This is a genomic window from Streptomyces sp. CBMA156 (assembly GCF_014596515.1).
Taxonomy (GTDB): Bacteria; Actinomycetota; Actinomycetes; order Streptomycetales; family Streptomycetaceae; genus Kitasatospora.
This window is the reverse complement of the sequence record NZ_MSJQ01000139.1, coordinates 1-18487: the sequence shown is the minus strand read 5'-3', so window position 1 is coordinate 18487 and position 18487 is coordinate 1. Positions and strand designations below refer to the sequence as shown.

Annotated in this window: 14 protein-coding genes and 3 pseudogenes; 6 read left to right on the top strand and 11 right to left on the bottom strand. The window is 74.5% G+C overall.

Features of this window, described 5'->3' with window-relative positions; translation table 11 throughout:
- A pseudogene (locus tag BU198_RS11750) lies at nt 1–341 on the bottom strand (FAD-binding protein); the annotation flags it as partial.
- 2 nt (nt 342–343) lie between these two features.
- Nucleotides 344–1981, bottom strand: a pseudogene (locus BU198_RS11745) (FAD-binding dehydrogenase); the annotation flags it as partial.
- Nucleotides 1982–2272: 291 nt separating this feature from the next.
- Between BU198_RS11745 and BU198_RS11740 the strand changes: the two are divergent.
- Nucleotides 2273–2860 carry a TetR/AcrR family transcriptional regulator gene (locus BU198_RS11740; RefSeq protein ID WP_188296721.1) on the top strand — a complete coding sequence of 196 codons (588 nt, stop codon included), beginning with the start codon at nt 2273–2275 and terminating at the stop codon, nt 2858–2860.
- Here BU198_RS11740 and BU198_RS11735 read toward each other — a convergent pair.
- Nucleotides 2853–3530 carry a TetR/AcrR family transcriptional regulator gene (locus BU198_RS11735; RefSeq protein ID WP_188296720.1) on the bottom strand — a complete coding sequence of 226 codons (678 nt, stop codon included), beginning with the start codon at nt 3528–3530 and terminating at the stop codon, nt 2853–2855. The two genes, BU198_RS11740 and BU198_RS11735, sit on opposite strands and share 8 nt — an antisense overlap.
- Before the next feature lie 108 nt (nt 3531–3638).
- Between BU198_RS11735 and BU198_RS11730 the strand changes: the two genes are divergently transcribed.
- From BU198_RS11730 to BU198_RS11720, 3 genes are all read left to right on the top strand, one after another.
- Nucleotides 3639–4910, top strand: a complete 1272-nt coding sequence (locus BU198_RS11730; protein ID WP_188296719.1) for an MFS transporter — start codon at nt 3639–3641, stop codon at nt 4908–4910.
- Between the two features lie 66 nt (nt 4911–4976).
- Nucleotides 4977–7217 (top strand): glycoside hydrolase family 3 C-terminal domain-containing protein, encoded by a 2241-nt coding sequence (locus BU198_RS11725; RefSeq protein WP_188296718.1) that lies wholly within the window; start codon nt 4977–4979, stop codon nt 7215–7217.
- Nucleotides 7218–7434: 217 nt separating this feature from the next.
- The gene (locus BU198_RS11720) at nt 7435–8799 is read left to right on the top strand and encodes an FAD-dependent oxidoreductase (RefSeq protein WP_188296717.1); all 1365 of its coding nucleotides are present in this window, start codon (nt 7435–7437) and stop codon (nt 8797–8799) included.
- A gap of 149 nt (nt 8800–8948) precedes the next feature.
- Here BU198_RS11720 and BU198_RS11715 read toward each other — a convergent pair whose 3' ends face one another.
- Complete coding sequence (locus BU198_RS11715) at nt 8949–9566, bottom strand: TetR-like C-terminal domain-containing protein (RefSeq protein ID WP_188296716.1); 618 nt, start codon at nt 9564–9566, stop codon at nt 8949–8951.
- A 348-nt stretch (nt 9567–9914) separates the two neighbouring features.
- On the opposite strand from BU198_RS11715, the gene BU198_RS11710 reads away from it, so the two are divergent.
- A complete protein-coding gene (locus tag BU198_RS11710; protein WP_188296715.1) occupies nt 9915–10118 on the top strand; it encodes a hypothetical protein in 204 nt (67 codons plus the stop codon).
- A gap of 136 nt (nt 10119–10254) precedes the next feature.
- Here the strand turns inward: BU198_RS11710 and BU198_RS11705 are convergent, their stop codons facing one another.
- The 6 genes from BU198_RS11705 to BU198_RS43770 all read right to left on the bottom strand — a co-directional run bounded on the left by BU198_RS11705 (nt 10255) and on the right by BU198_RS43770 (nt 17662).
- Nucleotides 10255–12312, bottom strand: a complete 2058-nt coding sequence (locus tag BU198_RS11705) for a GAF domain-containing sensor histidine kinase (protein WP_188296714.1) — start codon at nt 12310–12312, stop codon at nt 10255–10257.
- Between the two features lie 146 nt (nt 12313–12458).
- Nucleotides 12459–13136 carry a response regulator gene (locus BU198_RS11700; RefSeq protein WP_188296713.1) on the bottom strand — a complete coding sequence of 226 codons (678 nt, stop codon included), beginning with the start codon at nt 13134–13136 and terminating at the stop codon, nt 12459–12461.
- Nucleotides 13133–14464 (bottom strand): sensor histidine kinase, encoded by a 1332-nt coding sequence (locus tag BU198_RS11695; RefSeq protein WP_188296724.1) that lies wholly within the window; start codon nt 14462–14464, stop codon nt 13133–13135. Before BU198_RS11695 ends, BU198_RS11700 begins: the two co-directional genes overlap by 4 nt.
- Nucleotides 14465–14680: 216 nt before the next feature.
- Entirely contained in the window at nt 14681–15529 is an 849-nt protein-coding gene (locus tag BU198_RS11690) for an ABC transporter permease (RefSeq protein ID WP_188296712.1), read from the bottom strand.
- The gene (locus BU198_RS11685; RefSeq protein ID WP_188296711.1) at nt 15526–16521 is read right to left on the bottom strand and encodes an ATP-binding cassette domain-containing protein; all 996 of its coding nucleotides are present in this window, start codon (nt 16519–16521) and stop codon (nt 15526–15528) included. The genes BU198_RS11690 and BU198_RS11685 overlap by 4 nt, the downstream gene beginning before the upstream one ends.
- A 181-nt stretch (nt 16522–16702) precedes the next feature.
- Nucleotides 16703–17662 (bottom strand): ArsR family transcriptional regulator, encoded by a 960-nt coding sequence (locus BU198_RS43770; protein ID WP_188296710.1) that lies wholly within the window; start codon nt 17660–17662, stop codon nt 16703–16705.
- Nucleotides 17663–17797: 135 nt separating this feature from the next.
- Here BU198_RS43770 and BU198_RS11675 point away from each other — a divergent pair, with 135 nt between their 5' ends.
- Nucleotides 17798–18262 (top strand): hypothetical protein, encoded by a 465-nt coding sequence (locus tag BU198_RS11675; RefSeq protein ID WP_188296709.1) that lies wholly within the window; start codon nt 17798–17800, stop codon nt 18260–18262.
- Nucleotides 18263–18294: 32 nt separating this feature from the next.
- Here BU198_RS11675 and BU198_RS11670 read toward each other — a convergent pair.
- Nucleotides 18295–18487 (bottom strand): annotated as a pseudogene (locus BU198_RS11670) (hypothetical protein); the annotation flags it as partial.

The following is an 18487-nucleotide window of genomic DNA, read 5'->3' as shown; positions in this document are numbered from 1 at the left end:
CCCCCCCGCCCGGTGGCCGCCGCCGCCGCGCGGCCGGCCACCCGGCCGGAGAACAGGCAGCCGCCGAGGAAGGTGCCCTCCAGCGCGTTGTAGCCGTGCAGGCCGCCGCCGCCGAACCCGGCCGCCTCCCCCACCGCGTAGAGCCCCGGCACCGGCGTGCCGTCGGCGCCGAGCGCGCGGGAGGAGAGGTCGGTCTGGATGCCGCCGAGCGTCTTGCGGGTGACCACGTGCAGCCTGACGCCGATCAGCGGGCCCGCGGCCGGGTCGAGCAGCCGGTGCGGGGCGGCGGTGCGGCCGAGGCGGTCGCCCAGGTAGCGGCGGGAGTTGTGGATGCCCTGCACACCCGGCCGGAGAACAGGCAGCCGCCGAGGAAGGTGCCCTCCAGCGCGTTGTAGCCGTGCAGGCCGCCGCCGCCGAACCCGGCCGCCTCCCCCACCGCGTAGAGCCCCGGCACCGGCGTGCCGTCGGCGCCGAGCGCGCGGGAGGAGAGGTCGGTCTGGATGCCGCCGAGCGTCTTGCGGGTGACCACGTGCAGCCTGACGCCGATCAGCGGGCCCGCGGCCGGGTCGAGCAGCCGGTGCGGGGCGGCGGTGCGGCCGAGGCGGTCGCCCAGGTAGCGGCGGGAGTTGTGGATGCCCTGCACCTGGGCGTCCTTGCTGTAGGGGTTGGCCAGTTGCCGGTCGCGGGCCTCGATCTGGCGGCGCACCACCGCGGCGTCCAGCAGCGGGGTGTCGGTCAGCGCGTTCATCTTCGCGACCAGTTCCTCCACCGTGGCGGCGACCACGAAGTCCTCGCCGTACCGCTTGAACGCCTCGACCGGGGCGGGCGCGCCCTTGCCGAGCAGGCGCTCGCGCACGAAGGCGCGGCGGTCCCCGGCGGTGATGTCGGGGTTCTGCTCGGAGCCGGAGAGCGCGAACTCCTTCTCGATGATCTTCTGGGTGAGGACGAACCAGGAGTGGTCGTACCCGGCCAGCCCGGGGGCGGTGCGCAGGTGGCGCAGGGTCCCCAGGGTGTCGTAGCCGGGCAGGCAGGGCTCGGGCAGCCGGCGGCCGAGGGCGTCGAACCACATCGAGGAGGGGCCGGGCAGGATCCGGATGCCGTGACCGGGCCAGACGGGGTTCCAGTTGTGCAGGCCCTCGGTGTAGTGCCACATCCGGTCGCTGTTGACCAGCCGCGCCCCGGCGTCGGCGCTGATGCCGAGCATCCGCCCGTCGACGTGGGCGGGGACGCCGGTGACCATGCGCCGGGGCGGTGTGCCCAGGCGGGCGGGCCAGTGGGCACGGACCAGGTCGTGGTCGGCGCCGATGCCGCCCGCGGCCACCACGACGGCCTGGGCGGTGAGTTCGAAGTCCCCGGTCTCCTCGCGGGTGGTGGCCACGCCGCGTGCCGAGTCGTCCGCGGCCAGCACCCGGCCCCGTACGCCGGTCACCGCACCGTCGGTGACGACGAGTTCGTCGACGCGGTGGCGGTGGCGGAAGGTCAGCAGCCCGTCGGCGGCGGCCTGCCGGGCGTACCGGGCGAAGGGCTCGACCACGCCGGTGCCGGTACCCCAGGTGACGTGGAAGCGGGGGACGGAGTTGCCGTGCCCGTCGGCCCTGAGGTCGCCGCGTTCGGCCCAGCCGACGGTGGGCAGGAAGCGCAGCCCGTGCCCGGCCAGCCAGGAGCGCTTCTCCCCGGCGGCGAACTCGACGTACGCACGGGCCCAGCGCACCGCCCAGAGGTCCTGGTCGTCCCTGCGGTCGAACTGCGCGCTGCCCTGCCAGTCGTTCCAGGCGAGGTCGAGGGAGTCCTTGACGCGCATCCGGCGCTGCTCCGGTGAGTCCACCAGGAACAGGCCGCCGAAGGACCACCAGGCCTGGCCGCCGAGGTTGGCGGCGTTCTCCTGGTCGACCAGGATCACCTTGCGTCCGCGGGAGGTGAGTTCGTGGGCGGCGGCGAGTCCGGCCAGGCCGGCGCCGACGATGATGGTGTCAGTGTCCATGGATGTCCTCGGGTCGGTGCCGTCCCGGGCTCGGCGCGAGCGCGGGCGGGTGGGCGCGGGCCCGGCCGGCGGCCGTCGGGACGGGGGAGGTCAGGCTGCCGAAGGCGGCCGGCCACGGCGCTCTGCCGCCGTGCCGAAGGCCGTCCCGGCCCTCGTGATGCCGTCCCGGCGGGTGGGCCGCGGCTCCGCCGTCGTGCTTCGGGGCGGACGGGTGACCGGAACAGTACAGCGTTCGGTTTTTCGCGACAAGACCTCCCGAGGGGTCACCGGGCGGGGCCCTAGACTTCCCGGATGGCCAACCGCAGCTCGACGCCCAAGGGACGGGCCCAGCGTGACCGCGCCCTGGCGGCGGCGTTCGAGGTGTTCGCCCGCGAGGGCGAGCGCGGGACGTCCCTGCGGGCGATCGCCCGGGAGAGCGGGGTGAGCCTGACCGGGCTCATGCACCACTTCGCGTCCAAGGACGAGCTGCTCACCGAGGTGCTGCGCAGCACCGACGAGCGGGCGGCGCTGCGCTGGGACGCGCTCGCGGGGGACGCCGATCCCGGCGAGTTCATGGCCCAGGCCATGGCGGCCAACGTGGCCGACCCGGCGCGGGCCCGGCTGTACGTCCACCTCGCCGCCGCCGCGCTGGACCCCGGGCACCCCGCCCACGCGTACTTCCGTGAGCGGTTCGGGCGGTTCCGCGCGGCCGTACGCGACCACCTGGAGGCCCGGCAGGCGGACGGCGCGGTGGACGCCGGTCTCGACGCGGACTTCACGGCCGCCGCCTTCCTGGCCCTCGTCGAGGGGGCGCAGTTGCAGTGGCTGAACGACCCGTCGGTGGACGTGCCGCAGCTGGTCCGGCGCGGGTGGCGGGCGCTGCTCGGCCCGGTCAGCTGACCGGGCGGTCCCCGGGGCGGCCGGCCGGCCGGTCCAGCAGTGCGTCGGCGAGCCGGCGGATGTCGTCGGCCATGTCGATCCGCGGGTCGAGCAGCCACTGGAGCTGGAGCCCGTCCGCCGCGGCGATGAGGATGCGGGCCGCCCACGCCGCCCGCTCCTGCGCCTCGGCGCCCGCTCCTTCGGCGTCCGGCCGCTCGCTGCCCACGGCTTCGGCATCCGGCCCTTCGGCATCCGGCCCCACGGCGGGCGCCGCTCCGGCGAGTTGCGCGGCCAGCTGACGACGGTGGCGGTCGTACCGGTCGCCGAAGTAGTCGTGGGCCGGGTGCTCCGGCTCGGCGGCGGCGGCGGCCAGGTCCACGAAGAGCTTGACCAGGCCGGGCGTCGAGGCGTTGGCGGCCAGGATGCTCAGGTTCTCCTCGGCGCTGCGCTCCTCCAGCGCGCCGTAGCGCTCCGCGGCGGCCTCGTCCCTGGCGGCGAGGACCGCGGTGAGCAGCGCCTCCCGCCCGCCGAAGTGGTGCAGCACCCCGGCGTCGGTCATCCCGACGCGCTGGGCGATGTCCCGCACCGACACCTTGCGGCTGCCCGCCTCCGCGTACGCGGCGAGGGCCGCGTCGATGATCTGCCGGCGCTTCGCCGAGGTCTTGGCGTAGGGGCCCCTGGGCTTGGTCATGAGCGGATTCTACGAGCGCCCGGCGGGCCCCGGCACCAAAACATTGAGCATCAAGGTTTTCAGGGCTATGGTGACCGCACCCCCACAGCCACGGCAAAGGAGCCGTCCGTGCGCCCCGCCCCCACCCACCTCGCCCCACCCGCGGACGCGGCCGGGCCACCCGTGCCCCCGCCCCCCGTACCCCGTCTCGGCCCGCTGCTGGGCATCGCCCACCTCGGCTGGATGCTGCCGGTCACCGCGGGCTGGACCCTGCTCCAGGCGCTGTTCGAACGCATCGACCCGGACACCAAACTCGCCCACTACAGCGCCGCCGCCACGGCCGGAGCCCTCAGTTCCACCCTCGCCGTGGTCGTCTTCGGCTTCCTCTCCGACCGCACCCGTTCCCGCCACGGCCGGCGCAACCCGTGGATCCTGGCGGGCGCCGTCGCCTACGCGCTGTCCGTCTCCGCGATGTCCGCCGCCGGCGGCTTCGCCGCGCTCCTCGCACTCACCGTCTGCTTCCAGACCGGCCTCAACGCCATGCTCGCCGCGCTGTACGCGGTGCTGCCGGACCGGGTCCCCGCCGAGCGGCTCGGCTGGGCCTCCTCCTGGGCGGGCCTGGGCCAACTGCTCGGCCAGGGCCTGGGAGCGGTGGCGGGCGGCCTCCTGGTGACCCACCCGGAGCAGGGGCTGCGCTGGCTGCCCTGGCTCGCCGTCCTCGGCGCCCTGGCCTTCGTCCGGTTCGCCCCCGACCGGTCGAACCTCGACGACGCCCCTGACGTCGCCGCCGCCGGACCGAACCGCGCCGGCCTGCTGCGCTCGCTGCTCCCGCCCCGGGACGCCGACTACTTCTGGGCGCTGATCAGCCGGCTGCTGGCGATGCTTGGCATCCACCTCGTACTGGTCTACCAACTGTTCGTACTGACCGACCACTTGGGCCTGTCCACCCGGGAGGCGGGCACGGTCGTCACCATCGGCGGGCTGATCATCGCCGTGGCCGCCGGCGCGGCGGTGGCGGTGTCCGGGCCGCTGTCGGACCGGGTGCGGCGCCGGAAGCCGTTCGTCCTCGCCGCCTCTGCGCTCGCCGCCGTCGGGCTCGTCCCGCTCACCGTGGCGCCCGCGCTGTGGTCCTTCCTCCTCTTCACCGTCCTGGCCTCGCTGGGCTTCGGCTGCCTCATCGCCGTCGACCAGGCGATCGTCTCCGAGATCCTGCCGAACGCGCACAGCCGCGCCAAGGACCTCGGGTTCCTCAACCTCGCCAACACCGTGCCCCAGGTGCTGGCGCCGATCGTCGCCGGGGCGGTCGTGCCCGCGTTCGGGTACTCCGCCCTGTTCGTGCTCGCCATCGCCGTCACCCTGGGCGGCGGCCTGGCCATCCTGCCCGTACGCCGCGTCCGCTGACGGCCGCCGCCGCCATCCCCGATCTCCATCCCACCCCTCATCCCCCAGCGCGAGAACAGGACCACCATGACCTCCGACCGGGTTTCCGCACTGAGCCTCGCCGAACAGGCCTCGCTCACCTCGGGCGCGACCGCCTGGACCACCACCCCGGTACGCGACGCGGTCCGCGCGCTCACCCTCTCCGACGGGCCGCACGGTATCCGCCGCCCCGCCGGGGACGGCCCCGGCGTCTCCTTCCTCGCCGCCAGCCTGCCCGCCACCTGTTTCCCGCCCGCCGTCACCCTCGGCTCCACCTGGGACACCGGCCTCGCGCACCGGGTGGGCGCGGCCCTCGCCCGGGAGGCGTCCGCCTTCGGGGTCGACGTCATCCTCGGGCCCGGCGTCAACATCAAGCGCAGCCCGCTGTGCGGCCGCAACTTCGAGTACCTCTCCGAGGACCCGCACGTGAGCGGAAGGATGGGCGCCGCGGTCGTCACCGGCATCCAGTCCCTCGGGATCGGCGCCTGCGTCAAGCACTTCGCCGTCAACAACCAGGAGACGGACCGGATGCGCGTCAGCGCGGACGTGGACGAGCGGACGCTGCGCGAGCTGTACCTGCCCGCCTTCGAACACATCGTCCGCGAGGCCCGGCCGTACACCGTGATGTGCTCCTACAACCGCGTCAACGGTGTCCACGCGAGCCGCCACCGCGGCCTGCTGACCGGGGTGCTGCGCGAGGAGTGGGGCTTCGACGGCCTGGTGATGTCCGACTGGGGCGCCGTCAACGACCGGGTCGCCGCCCTGGCCGCCGGGCTCGACCTGGAGATGCCTCCGACCGGCACCGACCAGGAGATCGTCACCGCCGTCGAGGAGGGCCGGCTGGCGGCCTCCGCCGTCGCCACCGCGGCCGAGCGCGTGCTGCGGCTGCGCGACCGGGTGGACCGGGCCGAGCACCTCGCCGCCTGGGACGCCGACGCCCACCACGAACTGGCCCGCGAGGCCGCTCGCTCCGGCGCCGTGCTGCTCAAGAACGACGACGGGCTGCTGCCGCTCGACCCGCACTCCCGTCAACGGATCGCCGTGATCGGCGAGTTCGCCCGCACCCCCCGCTACCAGGGCCACGGCAGCTCCCGGGTCACCCCCACCAGGCTCGACACCGCCTGGGACGCGCTCCGCGCCCAGGCCGGCCCGGAGGTCACGCTGGCCTTCGCCCCCGGCTTCACCCTGGACGGCACCCCCGACGCCGCCATGGCCGCGGAGGCGGTGGCCCTCGCCGCCGAGGCCGACACCGCGCTGCTGTTCCTCGGCCTCCCCGACAGCGCCGAGACGGAGGGCCTGGACCGCACCGACCTCGACCTGCCCGCCGCGCAGCTCGCGCTGCTGCGGCACGTGGCCGCCGTCTGCCCCCGGGTCGCGGTCGTCCTGGCCAACGGCTCGGTGGTGACGGTCGCCGACTGGCAGCACGACGCGACGGCCGTCCTGGAGGCCTGGCTCGGCGGCCAGGCCGGCGGCAGCGCCCTGGCGGACCTGCTGTTCGGCGCGCACAGCCCGTCCGGCAAGCTCACCGAGTCCATCCCGCTCCGGCTCCGGGACACGCCCTCCCACCTGCACTTCCCCGGGCAGGACGGGCACAGCGTGTACGGCGAGGGCCGCTACGTCGGCTACCGCCACTACGACACCCTGGACCTCCCCGTCGCCTACCCCTTCGGGCACGGGCTGAGCTACACCACCTTCCGGTACGACGACCTGGACGTGGAGCAGACCGGGGAGAACGCCTGGACCGTCCGCGCCACCGTCACCAACACCGGCTCCCGCGCCGGCGCCGAAGTGGTCCAGCTCTACCTCGCCTTCGACGAGCCGCGGCCGACCCGGCCGCGCCACGAGCTGCGCGGCTTCGCCAAGCTCCGGCTGGAGCCGGGGCGGTCGGACCGGGCCGAGTTCCGGCTCACCGGCCGCGACCTCGCCCGGTGGTCGACGGCCCGCGGCGGCTGGCGCGTCGATCCCGGCGCCTTCACCGTCGAGGTGGGCGCCTCCTCCCGCGACATCCGGCTGCGCACCCCGCTGTGGACGCCCGGCGACGAGATCCTCGACCCGCTGACCGAGATGTCCTCCCTCGGCGAGTGGCTGGCCCACCCGACCGGTGCCGCCCTCCTCACCGAACACCTGGCCTCGCTCCCGTTCGCCACTACCCTGGCCGACAGCGACGCCCGGCTCCTGGAGGCCGCCGCCCAGGTGCCCCTGCGGAAGTTCACCGGCTTCGGCCTCGGTGTCACCCCGGACCACGTCCGCGCCCTGGTCGCCGCGGCAGCGGAACGCGAGGACCGGTAGCGGCCACCCTGCGGGCGCGCGGACCTCGCTGGGCGCCCGCAGGCCGGTCCCCCCAGGCCCCCGGGCCGGTCCCGGCAGCCGCCGGGACCGGTCCCGAGGCCATAGGTCATCTCTATGACCCCATAGATCAACGCGACCTACTTCGCAGGTCAGCCGTGCGGTTTGCTACAAAGGTTCAGACCACCTTGCGCCGCGCCCGACCGGAGGACCATCCGTCATGCCCCGCCCGATCCGTGTCGCGATCGTCGGAGCCGGCCCCGCCGGCATCTACGCCGCCGACGCCCTGCTGAAGTCCGACGCCGCCCAGGCGCCCGGCGTCTCGATCGACCTGTTCGAGCGGATGCCCGCCCCGTTCGGTCTGATCCGCTACGGCGTCGCCCCCGACCACCCGCGCATCAAGGGCATCGTCACGGCCCTGCACCAGGTGCTCGACAAGCCCCAGGTCCGGCTCTTCGGCAACGTCGACTACCCGGCCGACCTCGCCCTGGACGACCTGCACCGCTTCTACGACGCCGTGGTGTTCTCGACCGGCGCGATGGCCGACCGCGCACTGGACATACCCGGCATCCACCTCGACGGCTCCTACGGCGCCGCCGACTTCGTCTCCTGGTACGACGGCCACCCGGACGTGCCCCGCACCTGGCCGCTGGAGGCCGAGAAGGTCGCCGTGCTCGGCGTCGGAAACGTCGCCCTGGACGTCGCCCGGATCCTCGCCAAGACCGCCGACGAGCTGCTGCCCACCGAGATCCCGCCGAACGTGTACGAGGGCCTGCGCCGCAACCGGGCCGTCGAGGTGCACGTCTTCGGCCGCCGCGGCCCGGCCCAGGCCAAGTTCAGCCCGATGGAGCTGCGCGAGCTGGACCACTCCCCCACCATCGAGGTGATCGTCGCCCCCGAGGACATCGACTACGACGAGGGCTCGATCGCCGAGCGCCGCTCGGTCAAGCACGTCGACCTGGTCGCCTCCACCCTGGAGAACTGGGCGATCCGCGACGTCGGCGACCGCCCGCACCGGGTGTACCTGCACTTCTTCGAGTCCCCGGTGGAGGTCCTCGGCGAGGACGGCCGGGTGGTCGGCCTGCGCACCGAGCGCACCGAGCTGGACGGCACCGGCAACGTGCGCGGCACCGGCGGCTTCACCGACTGGGACGTGCAGTCGGTCTACCGCGCGGTCGGCTACTACTCCGACGAGCTGCCCAAGCTGCCCTTCGACCCGGCCTCCGGCACCGTCCCGCACCAGGCCGGCCGGGTCCTGGACGGCGACGGCGCGCACCGGACCGCCACCTACGTCACCGGCTGGATCAAGCGCGGCCCGGTCGGCCTGATCGGCCACACCAAGGGCGACGCCAACGAGACCATCGCCTGCCTGCTGGACGACCACGCCGCCGACCGGCTGCCCGGCGCCGTCGAGCCCGACCCGGCCGCGGTCGAGGAGCACCTGCGCGCCCAGGGCGTCCGCTTCACCACCTGGGAGGGCTGGAAGCAGCTGGACACCCACGAGCGCGCGCTCGGCGAGGCCGAGCAGCGCGAGCGGGTCAAGGTTGTCGAGCGCGAGGAGATGCTCCGCCACAGCGGGTCCTGAGCCGGCACGGCCCGGACTCCCTCCGCCGACGCGCCGAATCCCGCGGGAATTCCCTCCGGAACCGAACCCGCGGGATTTCGGCCGGCGATGACACCGGGAAATCCGGTGGCCGCCGCTGATCGTCCCACCGCACCCCCGGGGTGCCCCCGTCAGGGGCGGACGATCGGCAGCAGCAGCTCGTCCACGATCTCCGCCGGATCGAGCTGCACCGGGTCCCCGCCGCACAGCTTGATCCGGTACAGCATCAGCGCCGGCACCAGGTCGGTCACCAGCGGGGTGACCGCCCCCTGGCGGACCTCGCCGCGCGTGGTGCCGCGGTCCAGCACCTCGGCGATCAGCGCCGTCGTCGGCTCGACAACCCGCTCCAGCACGATCTCGACGAAGGCGTGCGCCCGCTGGTTGTCGAGTTCGCTCATGACGGCCCGCACCGCGGCGCCCAGCTCGCTGAACATCGCGCCGCGCAGCCTGGTGACCACCTCCAGCAGGTCCCCGCGCAGGCTGCCGGTGTCGGGGGCCGGGCCGGACGGCGGCAGGCTGGCCCGCAGCGCGTCCTTGACCAGTTCCTCCTTGGAGGACCAGCGGCGGTAGAGCGCGGCCTTGCCGGTCTGCGCGGCGGCGGCCACCCCCTCCATGGTCAGCCGGGCGTAGCCGTCGGTGGTGAGCTGCTGGAGGACCGCCTCGTAGATGGCGCTCTCCAGCGCCTCGCCGCGCCGCCGCAGCGGGGCGCCCGACGCCGGTCCGTGCCCGGCATCCGTCTCAGCGGTCATGGTTGCGCACCTTCTTCCGTCGCCCTTCCTCGATCCCGTCGTGCCACGCATTCGCCCGCGATCTCCGGGAAATCCCGGACCGGGCGCGCGGTGGTGAATGTATTTCCTATCTCACGGACATCGCCGGGGGCCACTTTCGATGTTAGTGAACGAACCCGTTCCGGTTACCGTCCGGGTTCCGCACGATCCGACCCGATCCGACCCGATCCGGTCCGACCCGATCCGGTGTTCGCATCACAACAGGACCGGGACAGGACAATCGCCCCATGCGGCTGGGGCGGCACAGGCGGTGGCATGGAGGAGCAGGTCGAAGCGGAAAGGCCTGCGGAAGCCCTCGTGGAGGACCCCATGACCGACAAAAAGGCCAGTACGGCACTGGCGGCCGCCGGTGCCGCCGCGGCCTTCGCCGCGGTGAGCGCCGGCGCTGCCATCCGGGCGTGCCGATGCCTGCTCGCGGGCGCCGAGGGAGCGCGACCGCTCCCCGAGCCCAGTGCGGGCGTCGCCCCCGCCGAGCTCAGCGCCAGGCGCTGCACACCTCCGGACCGTTGTTGACCCTCTCTCCGCCGCTCCGCTCGGAGCCCCGCCCCGCCCCCGGCCGACGCCCGTCGCGCCGGGGGCCTTTCCTGTCCGGGGGCCTTGACACCTTCGGGCCTGGTTGGCGGCGCCCCGTGGTTCGGGCGCTGCCCGCTCAGCCGCCCGCGGGCCGGCGCGGCAGCACCGCGTGCACCCGGGTGCCGTGCCCCAGGGCGTCCACCGTGCAGCTGCCGCCGATCTCCGCGGCCCGCTCCGACATCGACCTCAGCCCCACCCCCGGCTGCACCGGAAGGCCGTAGCCGGGGCCCGTCCCGTCGTCCTCGACGTCGAGTTCCAGCCGCCCGGCGTCCACCCGGACGGCCACCGTGGCGCCGCTCGCCCGCGCGTGGCGCAGCACGTTGTTGAGCGCCTCCGCAGTGATCCGGTAGACCGCGACCTCGACGGCGGCGGGCAGCGCCGGCAGCGGGTCGGGCTCCAGCCGGGTGCTGACGACGAGGTCGGGGCCGCTGAAGGTCTCGGCGAGCCGGCCGAGCGCGCGGGACAGCCCGTAGTCGCCCAGCGCGGTGGGCCCGAGCCGGTCGGTGATCCGCCGGACCTCCCGGACGGCCGAGGCGAGGTCGTCCGCGACCCGGTCCAGCACGCTGGAGTAGAGCGTCGGGTCGTCCACCGCGGCGGCTCCCTGGAGGCGCAGTCGCAGCCCGGCCAGCATCGGGCCGAGTCCGTCGTGGATGTCGCGGCGCAGCTGGCGGCGCTCCTCCTCGCGGGCCGCGACGATCTGCTCGCGGCTGGCCCGCAGGTCCTCCGTCAGCTGGAGCGAGGCGACGGCGGGCGCGGCCTGGTCGGCGAGCGAGCGCAGGATGTCGCGGTCGCTGTGGTCGAGCACCCGCTGGCCCTCGCGCGGGGCGACGGTGAGCCGTCCGATCCGGGCCCCGCGGTGGACCAGGGGGAAGTCCTCGCCGCTGCCCGAGAGCTCCCCGACGGCGGCCAGCGACCGTTCACCACCCCGGGTGGAGACGGTCAACTCCACACCAGGAAGCCGCAGTTCGTCGCCGACGGTGCGGCACAGCACGCCCGGCACCTCCTGCGGGTCGACGGTCTGGCTGACCCTCCCCGCCAGGCTGCGCAGCACCTGGTACGGCTGGGCGCGCGAGCCGTAGTACCAGCGGTCCACGACGCCGGAGGCCCAGCGCACCCCCCGGGGCAGACCGATCGCGAGCAGGAAGACGGCGGCGACCACCGTCAGCGCCCCGAGGCCGTGGCCCGGCATCAGCATGGTGGAGAGCACGCAGGCCACCACCACGAACACCACGGCCAGCCCGGCGGCCACCAGCAGGCCGACCAGCACCCGGCGGGCGGCCCGGTCGAGCCGCCAGGACCCGTCCCTGACCACGACGGCGGCCAGGGTGACCGTCCAGAGCGCCGAGGTGAGTGCGAACACGACGTACGAGACCGTGCTCTGGTCGAAGTAGTCGCCGAACTCGGCCCCGCCCCACAGCAGGTACACCCCGAGGGCGATCAGCACGTTCTGCCGGCGCCGCCCGGACACCCCGCGGATGCGGGCGAGCGGGACCAGCACCACCAGGACGGCCAGCGCGACGAACACGGCGAGCTGGGCGTCGTACAGCCGGTCGTTGAGGGCCCCCAGCCACTTCGCGAAGGCACTGCCGGCGAACGGGTTGGGCTGCCCGAACACGGTGGGTTCGGAGAAGGAGTAACTGGCCGGGGCCAGCCGCCACAGGCCCACGGCCCCGATCGCCAGCCACCACCGCCTGCTCGGCAGCGTCCCGTACGGCAGCCACAGCGGCAGCGCGTGCCACAGCGGGCCGCTGACGGCGTAGCCCGCCGACACCAGGACCACCATGGCCCCGACCACGCCCGGACTTCCCCCCTCCACCCAGAGCGGGGCCTGGGCGGCGAGCGGGACGATCAGCGCCGTCCCGTACACGAGCAGCACCCAGCCGAGCTGGTTGCCGGGCCGGTGGGCGTGCAGCAGCACCCCGCCGGCGACGGCGGCCAGGCCGTAGCCGAGCACCGGCAGGAGGCGGGCGGGCGAGGAGATCCCGGCGACGCCGAGGTGGCTCACCACGTACCCGGCCCACAGGCCGCCGGCCACCAGGCAGAGGAGGGCGCACAGCCCGGCCGCGGTCAGTTGTCGCTCCGCAGGTCCGGACCGCGGCCGCCACCAGGCTCCTCGCGCGCTCTCCGCAGCCATGTCCGCCCTCTCGTCACCGGGCCAGTCCGGATGGTTGAAGACTGCTCCACCCGATGTCCCGGACGCATGAGGCAGCGGCCCCGTGACCGGCTCAGGAGGCGTGCCGCGGCCCGACGACGGCCCGCGCCCACCGGCCGGCCCGGCCGTCAGACCGGCGGGTTGGGGTGGGTCAGGCCGCGGTCGTAGGCGAAGATCACGGCCTGGACGCGGTCCCGGGCGGCGATCTTCGACAGCACCCGGCTGACGTGCGTCTTGACGGTCGACTCCGCCAGCACCAGGCGCTGGGCGATCTCGCTGTTGGACCAGCCGTGGGCAATGGCGACCAGGATCTCCCGCTCGCGGTCGGTCAGGGCGTCCAGCCGCGGGTCCGCGGCGGGCGCGGCACCCGGCGGGCGGACCGGCAGGCGGTGGGCGTAGGCGTCGAGCAGCCGCCGGGTGACCGCGGGGGCGACCACGGCGTCGCCCTCGGAGACCGCGCGGATGCCGGCCAGCAGTTCCTCCGGGCGGACGTCCTTGAGCAGGAAGCCGCTGGCCCCGGCGCGCAGCGCGGCGTGCGCGTACTCGTCGAGGTCGAAGGTGGTCAGCACCAGGATGCGGGAGCGCCCGCCGCTGGCGACGATGTGGCGGGTGGCCTCGATGCCGTCCATGCCGGGCATCCGGATGTCCATCAGGACGACGTCGGGGCGCAGGTCGGCGGTCAGCCGGACGGCCTCGCCGCCGTGGGCCGCCTCGCCGACCACCTCGGTGTCGGGCTGGCTCTCCAGCAGCATGCGGAAGCCGTAGCGCTGCAAGGGCTGGTCGTCCACGATGAGGACGGTGGTCACGTCGGGCCGCCTGTCGGGTCGGGGGTGGAAACCGGGCCGGGGACGGAGTCCGGGCCGGGGACGGAGTCGAGGCCTGGATCCGGGTCTGGGGTGAGGTGCAGGACGGCCTCGACGGTCCATCCCGTGCCGGGGGTGGGGCCCGCCGTGACGGTGCCGCCGTACAGGGCCGCGCGTTCGCGCATCCCGGCCAGGCCGTGGCCGTACCCTTCCGTGCGCCCGTGCCAGCGGGAACCGCCGGGCGGGCCGGTGTCCTCGACGCGTACCCGCAGCCGCTCGGCGTCGGCGGTCAGGGTCACGTGTGCCCGGGCCTCGGGGCCGGCGTGCTTGAGGGTGTTGGTGAGCGCCTCCTGGACGATGCGGTAGGCCATCAGCTGGACGCCGCGGTCCAGCCGGTCCAGCGCACCGGCGGCCGTGTACACCACCTGGGGGCCGGCGGCACGGATCCGGGCGCACAGCCCGTCGACGTCGGCGATGCCGGGCTGCGGGGTGTAGTCGGCTGCCTGGCCGCCCTGGTCGTGCAGCACGCCGAGCATCCGCCGCAGCTCGCCGAGCGCCTGCCGGCTGGTGTCACCGATCAGCAGCAGCGCCTCCCGGCCGCGTTCGGGGGCGGCCTGCGCCGCGTACGCGCCGCCGTCGGCCAGGGTGACGATGACGGACAGGTTGTGGCCGATGATGTCGTGCATCTCCCGGGCCACCCGGGTGCGTTCGGTGGCGGCGGCGAGCCGGCTGCGCTGGTCGCGCTCGATCTCCAGCCGGGCGGCCCGCTCCCGCAGCCCGGCCAGCTGGGCGCGCCGGACGCGCACCGCGATGCCCAGGGCCACGGCCGCCGTCGCGGCGCTGAACAGGAAGAACAGCGCGTCGCCGACCGGCAGCCCGCCACCGGAGACGGCCACCGCGACCAGGGCGACGGCCACCGCCATGGCCGCGCAGGACCACGCCAGGTGCCGCAGCCGACCGTGCAGCGCCAGGCTGTAGAGGGCGACCAGCAGGGCGGCGTCGGCGCGCAGGCCGACGTCCAGCGACCACTGCAGGACGAACACGGCCATGATCGCGGCGAAGGCCGCCGTGGGCCGGCGGCGGCGCCACAGCAGCGGCAGCACCAGGCCCGCTTGCAGGGCAAGCGTCTGCGGCAGCGGCAGCCGGGCGAGCACGATCCGGTGCTCGCGCGGCCCGCCCTCGACGTGGGCGGGGAGGAGGTCGGGCAGGCAGAACAGCAGGAAGGCGACGACCACCACCGCGGCGTCGAGCGCCCAGGGGTGGTCACGGTCCGCCTGCCGCAGCCGCTGGTTGAACCGGGCCAGGCGGGCGAGCAGCGGGTGACCGGACAGGGTGTCGGCGACTGCCGTGTCGACGGGCGCTGGACCGGCAGGCGCTGGACCGGCGGGCGCTGAGCCTGCGGCCGCTGGGCCGGCGGCCGCGAACGGGCTCGGGGCGGTGGTGTGCTCGCTCACCGGTGGCACCTCCCTGGTCGTCCGGGCGTCGTGACGTGCGGGCGGCGCCGGTTGCTCCCGGCGCCGCGGCGGATCTCCTCGGTACCGAGTCTCTCAGGCGTCGGTGCGCACCAGCCGAACGGCCGCCGCGCCGAGGGCGAGGACCGTCCAGCCGAGGAAGACGGCCAGGCCGGCCGTCGGCGAGAGCGTGGCCGAGTCGTGGTGCAGGGCGAACATCGCCTCGCCCGCGTGGCTGGGCAGGTAGGGGCTGAGATGGCTCTGCCAGGAGCTGGGCAGCAGCGAAGTCAGCCCGGGGACCAGCATCAGCGTGGCCACCAGCACCGCGATGCCGCCGGCCACCGAGCGCAGCAGCGCGCCGAGCGCGACGCCGATCACGCCGACCAGCGCCAGGTAGAGCCCGGCACCCGCCAGGCCCCGCACCACCCCGGTGTCGGAGAGGGTCATCGCCGCTCGCGTCCCGGAGAGGACTCCGCTGTCGGCGGTGAAGACCGCGAACGCCCCGACGGTGCCGAGCACCAGCGCGATCAGCCCGTACACGGCGGCCTTGGACCAGAGCACCGGCAGTCGGCGCGGCACGGCCGCCAGGGTGGAGCGGATCATGCCGGTCGAGTACTCCCCGGCGGCGACCAGCACGCCGAGGACGCCGAGCGCCAGCTGGGCGAAGTTGGTGCCGAACAGCGAGAGGCTCAGCGTGCTCGCGTCCGCGAAGTCCCGGTCCATCGGGCGGCCCGAGGTCATCCGCGACTTGAACTGGTACGCGGCGATCAGCCCGAAGCCGACCAGAAAGAGCAGGGCCAGCCCGAGCGTGATCCAGGTGGAGCGCAGCGACCACAGCTTCGCCCACTCGGAGCGCAGCACCCGCAGCGCCGTCACCTTGTACGCGGGACGCGCCGGCCTCGGGTCGGCGGACGCGGACGTCCGGCTCGATGCGATGGTGGTCATGCCACGCTCCTCGGGCTCTCGGTGCCGACGGCGGTGGCGGCAGTTGCCGCAGTGGCGGCAGGTTCGGCGGTGGTGGCGGTGACGGTGGTGATGCCGTGGTACTCGACGGCATCGCGGGTCAGGTCCATGAACGCCTCCTCCAGGGAGACCGTCCGGGGGGTGAGCTCGAAGAGGGCGATGCCCTGCTCGGCGGCCGCCAGACCGATCTCGCGGGCGGTGCGCCCGGCGACCAGCAGTTCCTCCGAGCCCGCCTGGCCGGTGACCTCCACACCGGGGCCGGCCAGCGCGGTGCGCAGCCGGGCCGGATCGGCGCTGGCCACCTTGACCACGTCCCCGCCGGCCTGGCGGACCAGCTCCTGCACGGTGGTGTCGGCCAGCAGCCGGCCCCGTCCGACGATGATCAGGTGGTCGGCGACCAGGGCCATCTCGCTCATCAGGTGCGAGGACACGAAGACGGTGCGGCCCTCGGCGGCGAGCGAGGTGAGCAGGTTGCGGATCCACAGCACGCCCTCGGGGTCGAGGCCGTTGACCGGCTCGTCCAGCATCACCGTGGCGGGATCGCCGAGCAGCGCCGAGGCGATGCCGAGCCGCTGGCCCATGCCGAGCGAGAACGCCCCGGCACGCTTGCGGGCCACCGACGACAGTCCGGTCAGCTCGACGACCTCGTCGACCCGGCGGCGCGGGATGCCGTGGGTGTGGGCCTGGACCATCAGGTGGTTGAAGGCGGAGCGGCCCGGGTGGATCGACTTGGCCTCCAGCAACGCGCCGACCTCCTGCAGCGGCGCCGCGTGCTCGGCGTAGCGGCGGCCGTTCACCCGCACCGAACCGCCGGTGGGCGCGTCCAGCCCGACGATCATCCGCATCGTGGTGGACTTGCCCGCGCCGTTCGGCCCGAGGAAGCCCGTCACCGTCCCCGGCCGGACCGTGAAGTCCAGCCGGTCCACGGCGGTCTTCTCCCCGTACCGCTTCGTCAGCTGGTGTGCTTCGATCATCGCTCACCTCGGTGCTCCGGGGCCGGTCCGTCCCGGCCGCCCTCGCCTTACACGCTAAGTGCGGAGACGACTCCGATCCGTGGTACCGGGGGCTGATCATCGACGCGCCTGTAGTACCGCGGTACCACCCCGGCATGGCACGGCGGCAGGTCCGACGGGAGGCGGCGCCGGACCGTCCTGGTCAGCCTCCGTAGAGGAGGTGGTGTCCGAGCGGGGAGAGGCTGTGCCGGACCTGCCGCCCCCGGCGCTCGGTGGTGATGGCCCCGGCCTCGCGCAGGGCACTGGCGTGGACGGACGCGGTCGGCGGGGACACACCGAGCCGTTCGGCCAGCCGGCCCGTGGTGCAGGGCTCCTCGGCGATCGCCCGCAGGGCCCGGGCGCGAGCCGCGCCGATCAGCCCGGCCAGCCCGTCGGCGCCGCGGGCCCGGAGGTCCAGGCCCGGGTACATCAGGACCGGCGACCTGTGGTCGGCGAGGAGCGCGGTCGGCATGGTCAGGAACCGGCTCGGGCGCAGCTCCAGACCCCGCCCGCCGAGGTCGAACGCGAGGTCCCACTCCGGTCCGGCGTACCGCAGGGTTCCCGTGGCTCGCCAGTTCAGGCCCGGATGGAGCCCGTTCAGCATCGCGCCGGTCCCCTCCTCGGCGATGGTGCGCGAGCGGTGGGCGATGTCGGCTCCGAGAGCACGGCTGATATCGGGCCAGTCGGGGGCGAGGCAGGCCCGGAACAGCGTCCAGGCCGCGTCGGTGACCCGGCGCAGCCGACGGGTGCCGCCGTCGCGCAGCTCCTCGATGATGCGGGGCACCCGAGGGCCCGAGCCGTAGCACGCGAGCTCCTGCTGAACCTCGGCCTCGGGCAGCGCGAGCATGGCGTCGAGTTCGTCCGCGAGGGCCGCGAGGACAGTGGTGGGCTCGGCGGCCAGGAACATCGGCACACCGAGCGGACTCGCGTTGACCAGGTCGACCAGGGGTGCGGCCCGCTGCGGAACCCGGCCCTTCACCCGGCGCCACCAGCGCTCGCGGCCGACCGAATCGCGGACGCAGTGGTGCTGCGCGCCGGCCACCCCGCCGAGCACGTGGTCCATGGGAGAGACGGCGAACCTGACCCGCGCCAGGTCCGCCGTCCCGAAGCCGATTTCGAGCACAGCTGATGATGCCTCGGGCGGGCCCGCGGCGGGCCCGTTCCGAACTATTAGACCGGGCACCGAACAGCTGGTGACCCGGCGCCGGAACCACGAGGGTGGCGGCGCCCGGTCCACCACAGGAGAGGAAGTCCCTCCATGCGCAAGCTCAAGCACCTCGCCCTCGCGACAGCGGCCCTCGGTCTGGTCCTCGGCTCGGCCGACAGCGCCTCGGCGGTGACGATCGGCGGCGGTGGCTGCCGCATGGTCAACGGCGCCAACCAGCCGGTGTCCGTGGGGTACGGCGTCTCGCTTCTGCCGTGCGCGAACGGCGACGACCTCGGGCCGAACAGCATGTCCGCGACGGTGGGCGTGTACGGCACGCCGACCACCCAGGTGCGCGTCTGGCAGGCCGTCGCCCGGGTCAACGCCGACGGCTCGATCAGCGACTTCTACCCGAGCATCCTCGCCACCTACGCCAGCGACCTGACCTCGACCAGGTCGTACCAGTACTTCAACCACCACCTGTACTGCGCCCTCGGCGGCACACTGGTGATCGACACCTGGATCACCAACAACGACCAGCGCTACGGGTCGGTGCAGTCGCCCAGGTTCACCTGCTGAAGGCCCGCCGGTGATGCCGCCCCGCCGAGCGGTCAGCCTTTCGCCGCCAGGACGGCCCGGACCTCCGCCAGCAGGGTCCGGTGGTCCTCGCCGTACGTCGCCACCGCCGCGTGGACCGCGTCGGCGGCGGCCCGCAGCGGGTCCGGTCCGGCCGCGCCGAGCAGGGCGGGCAGCGCCATGTGCGGCTGCGAGAACCGCTGGAAGGGGTCCGGCGGGCCGCCCAGG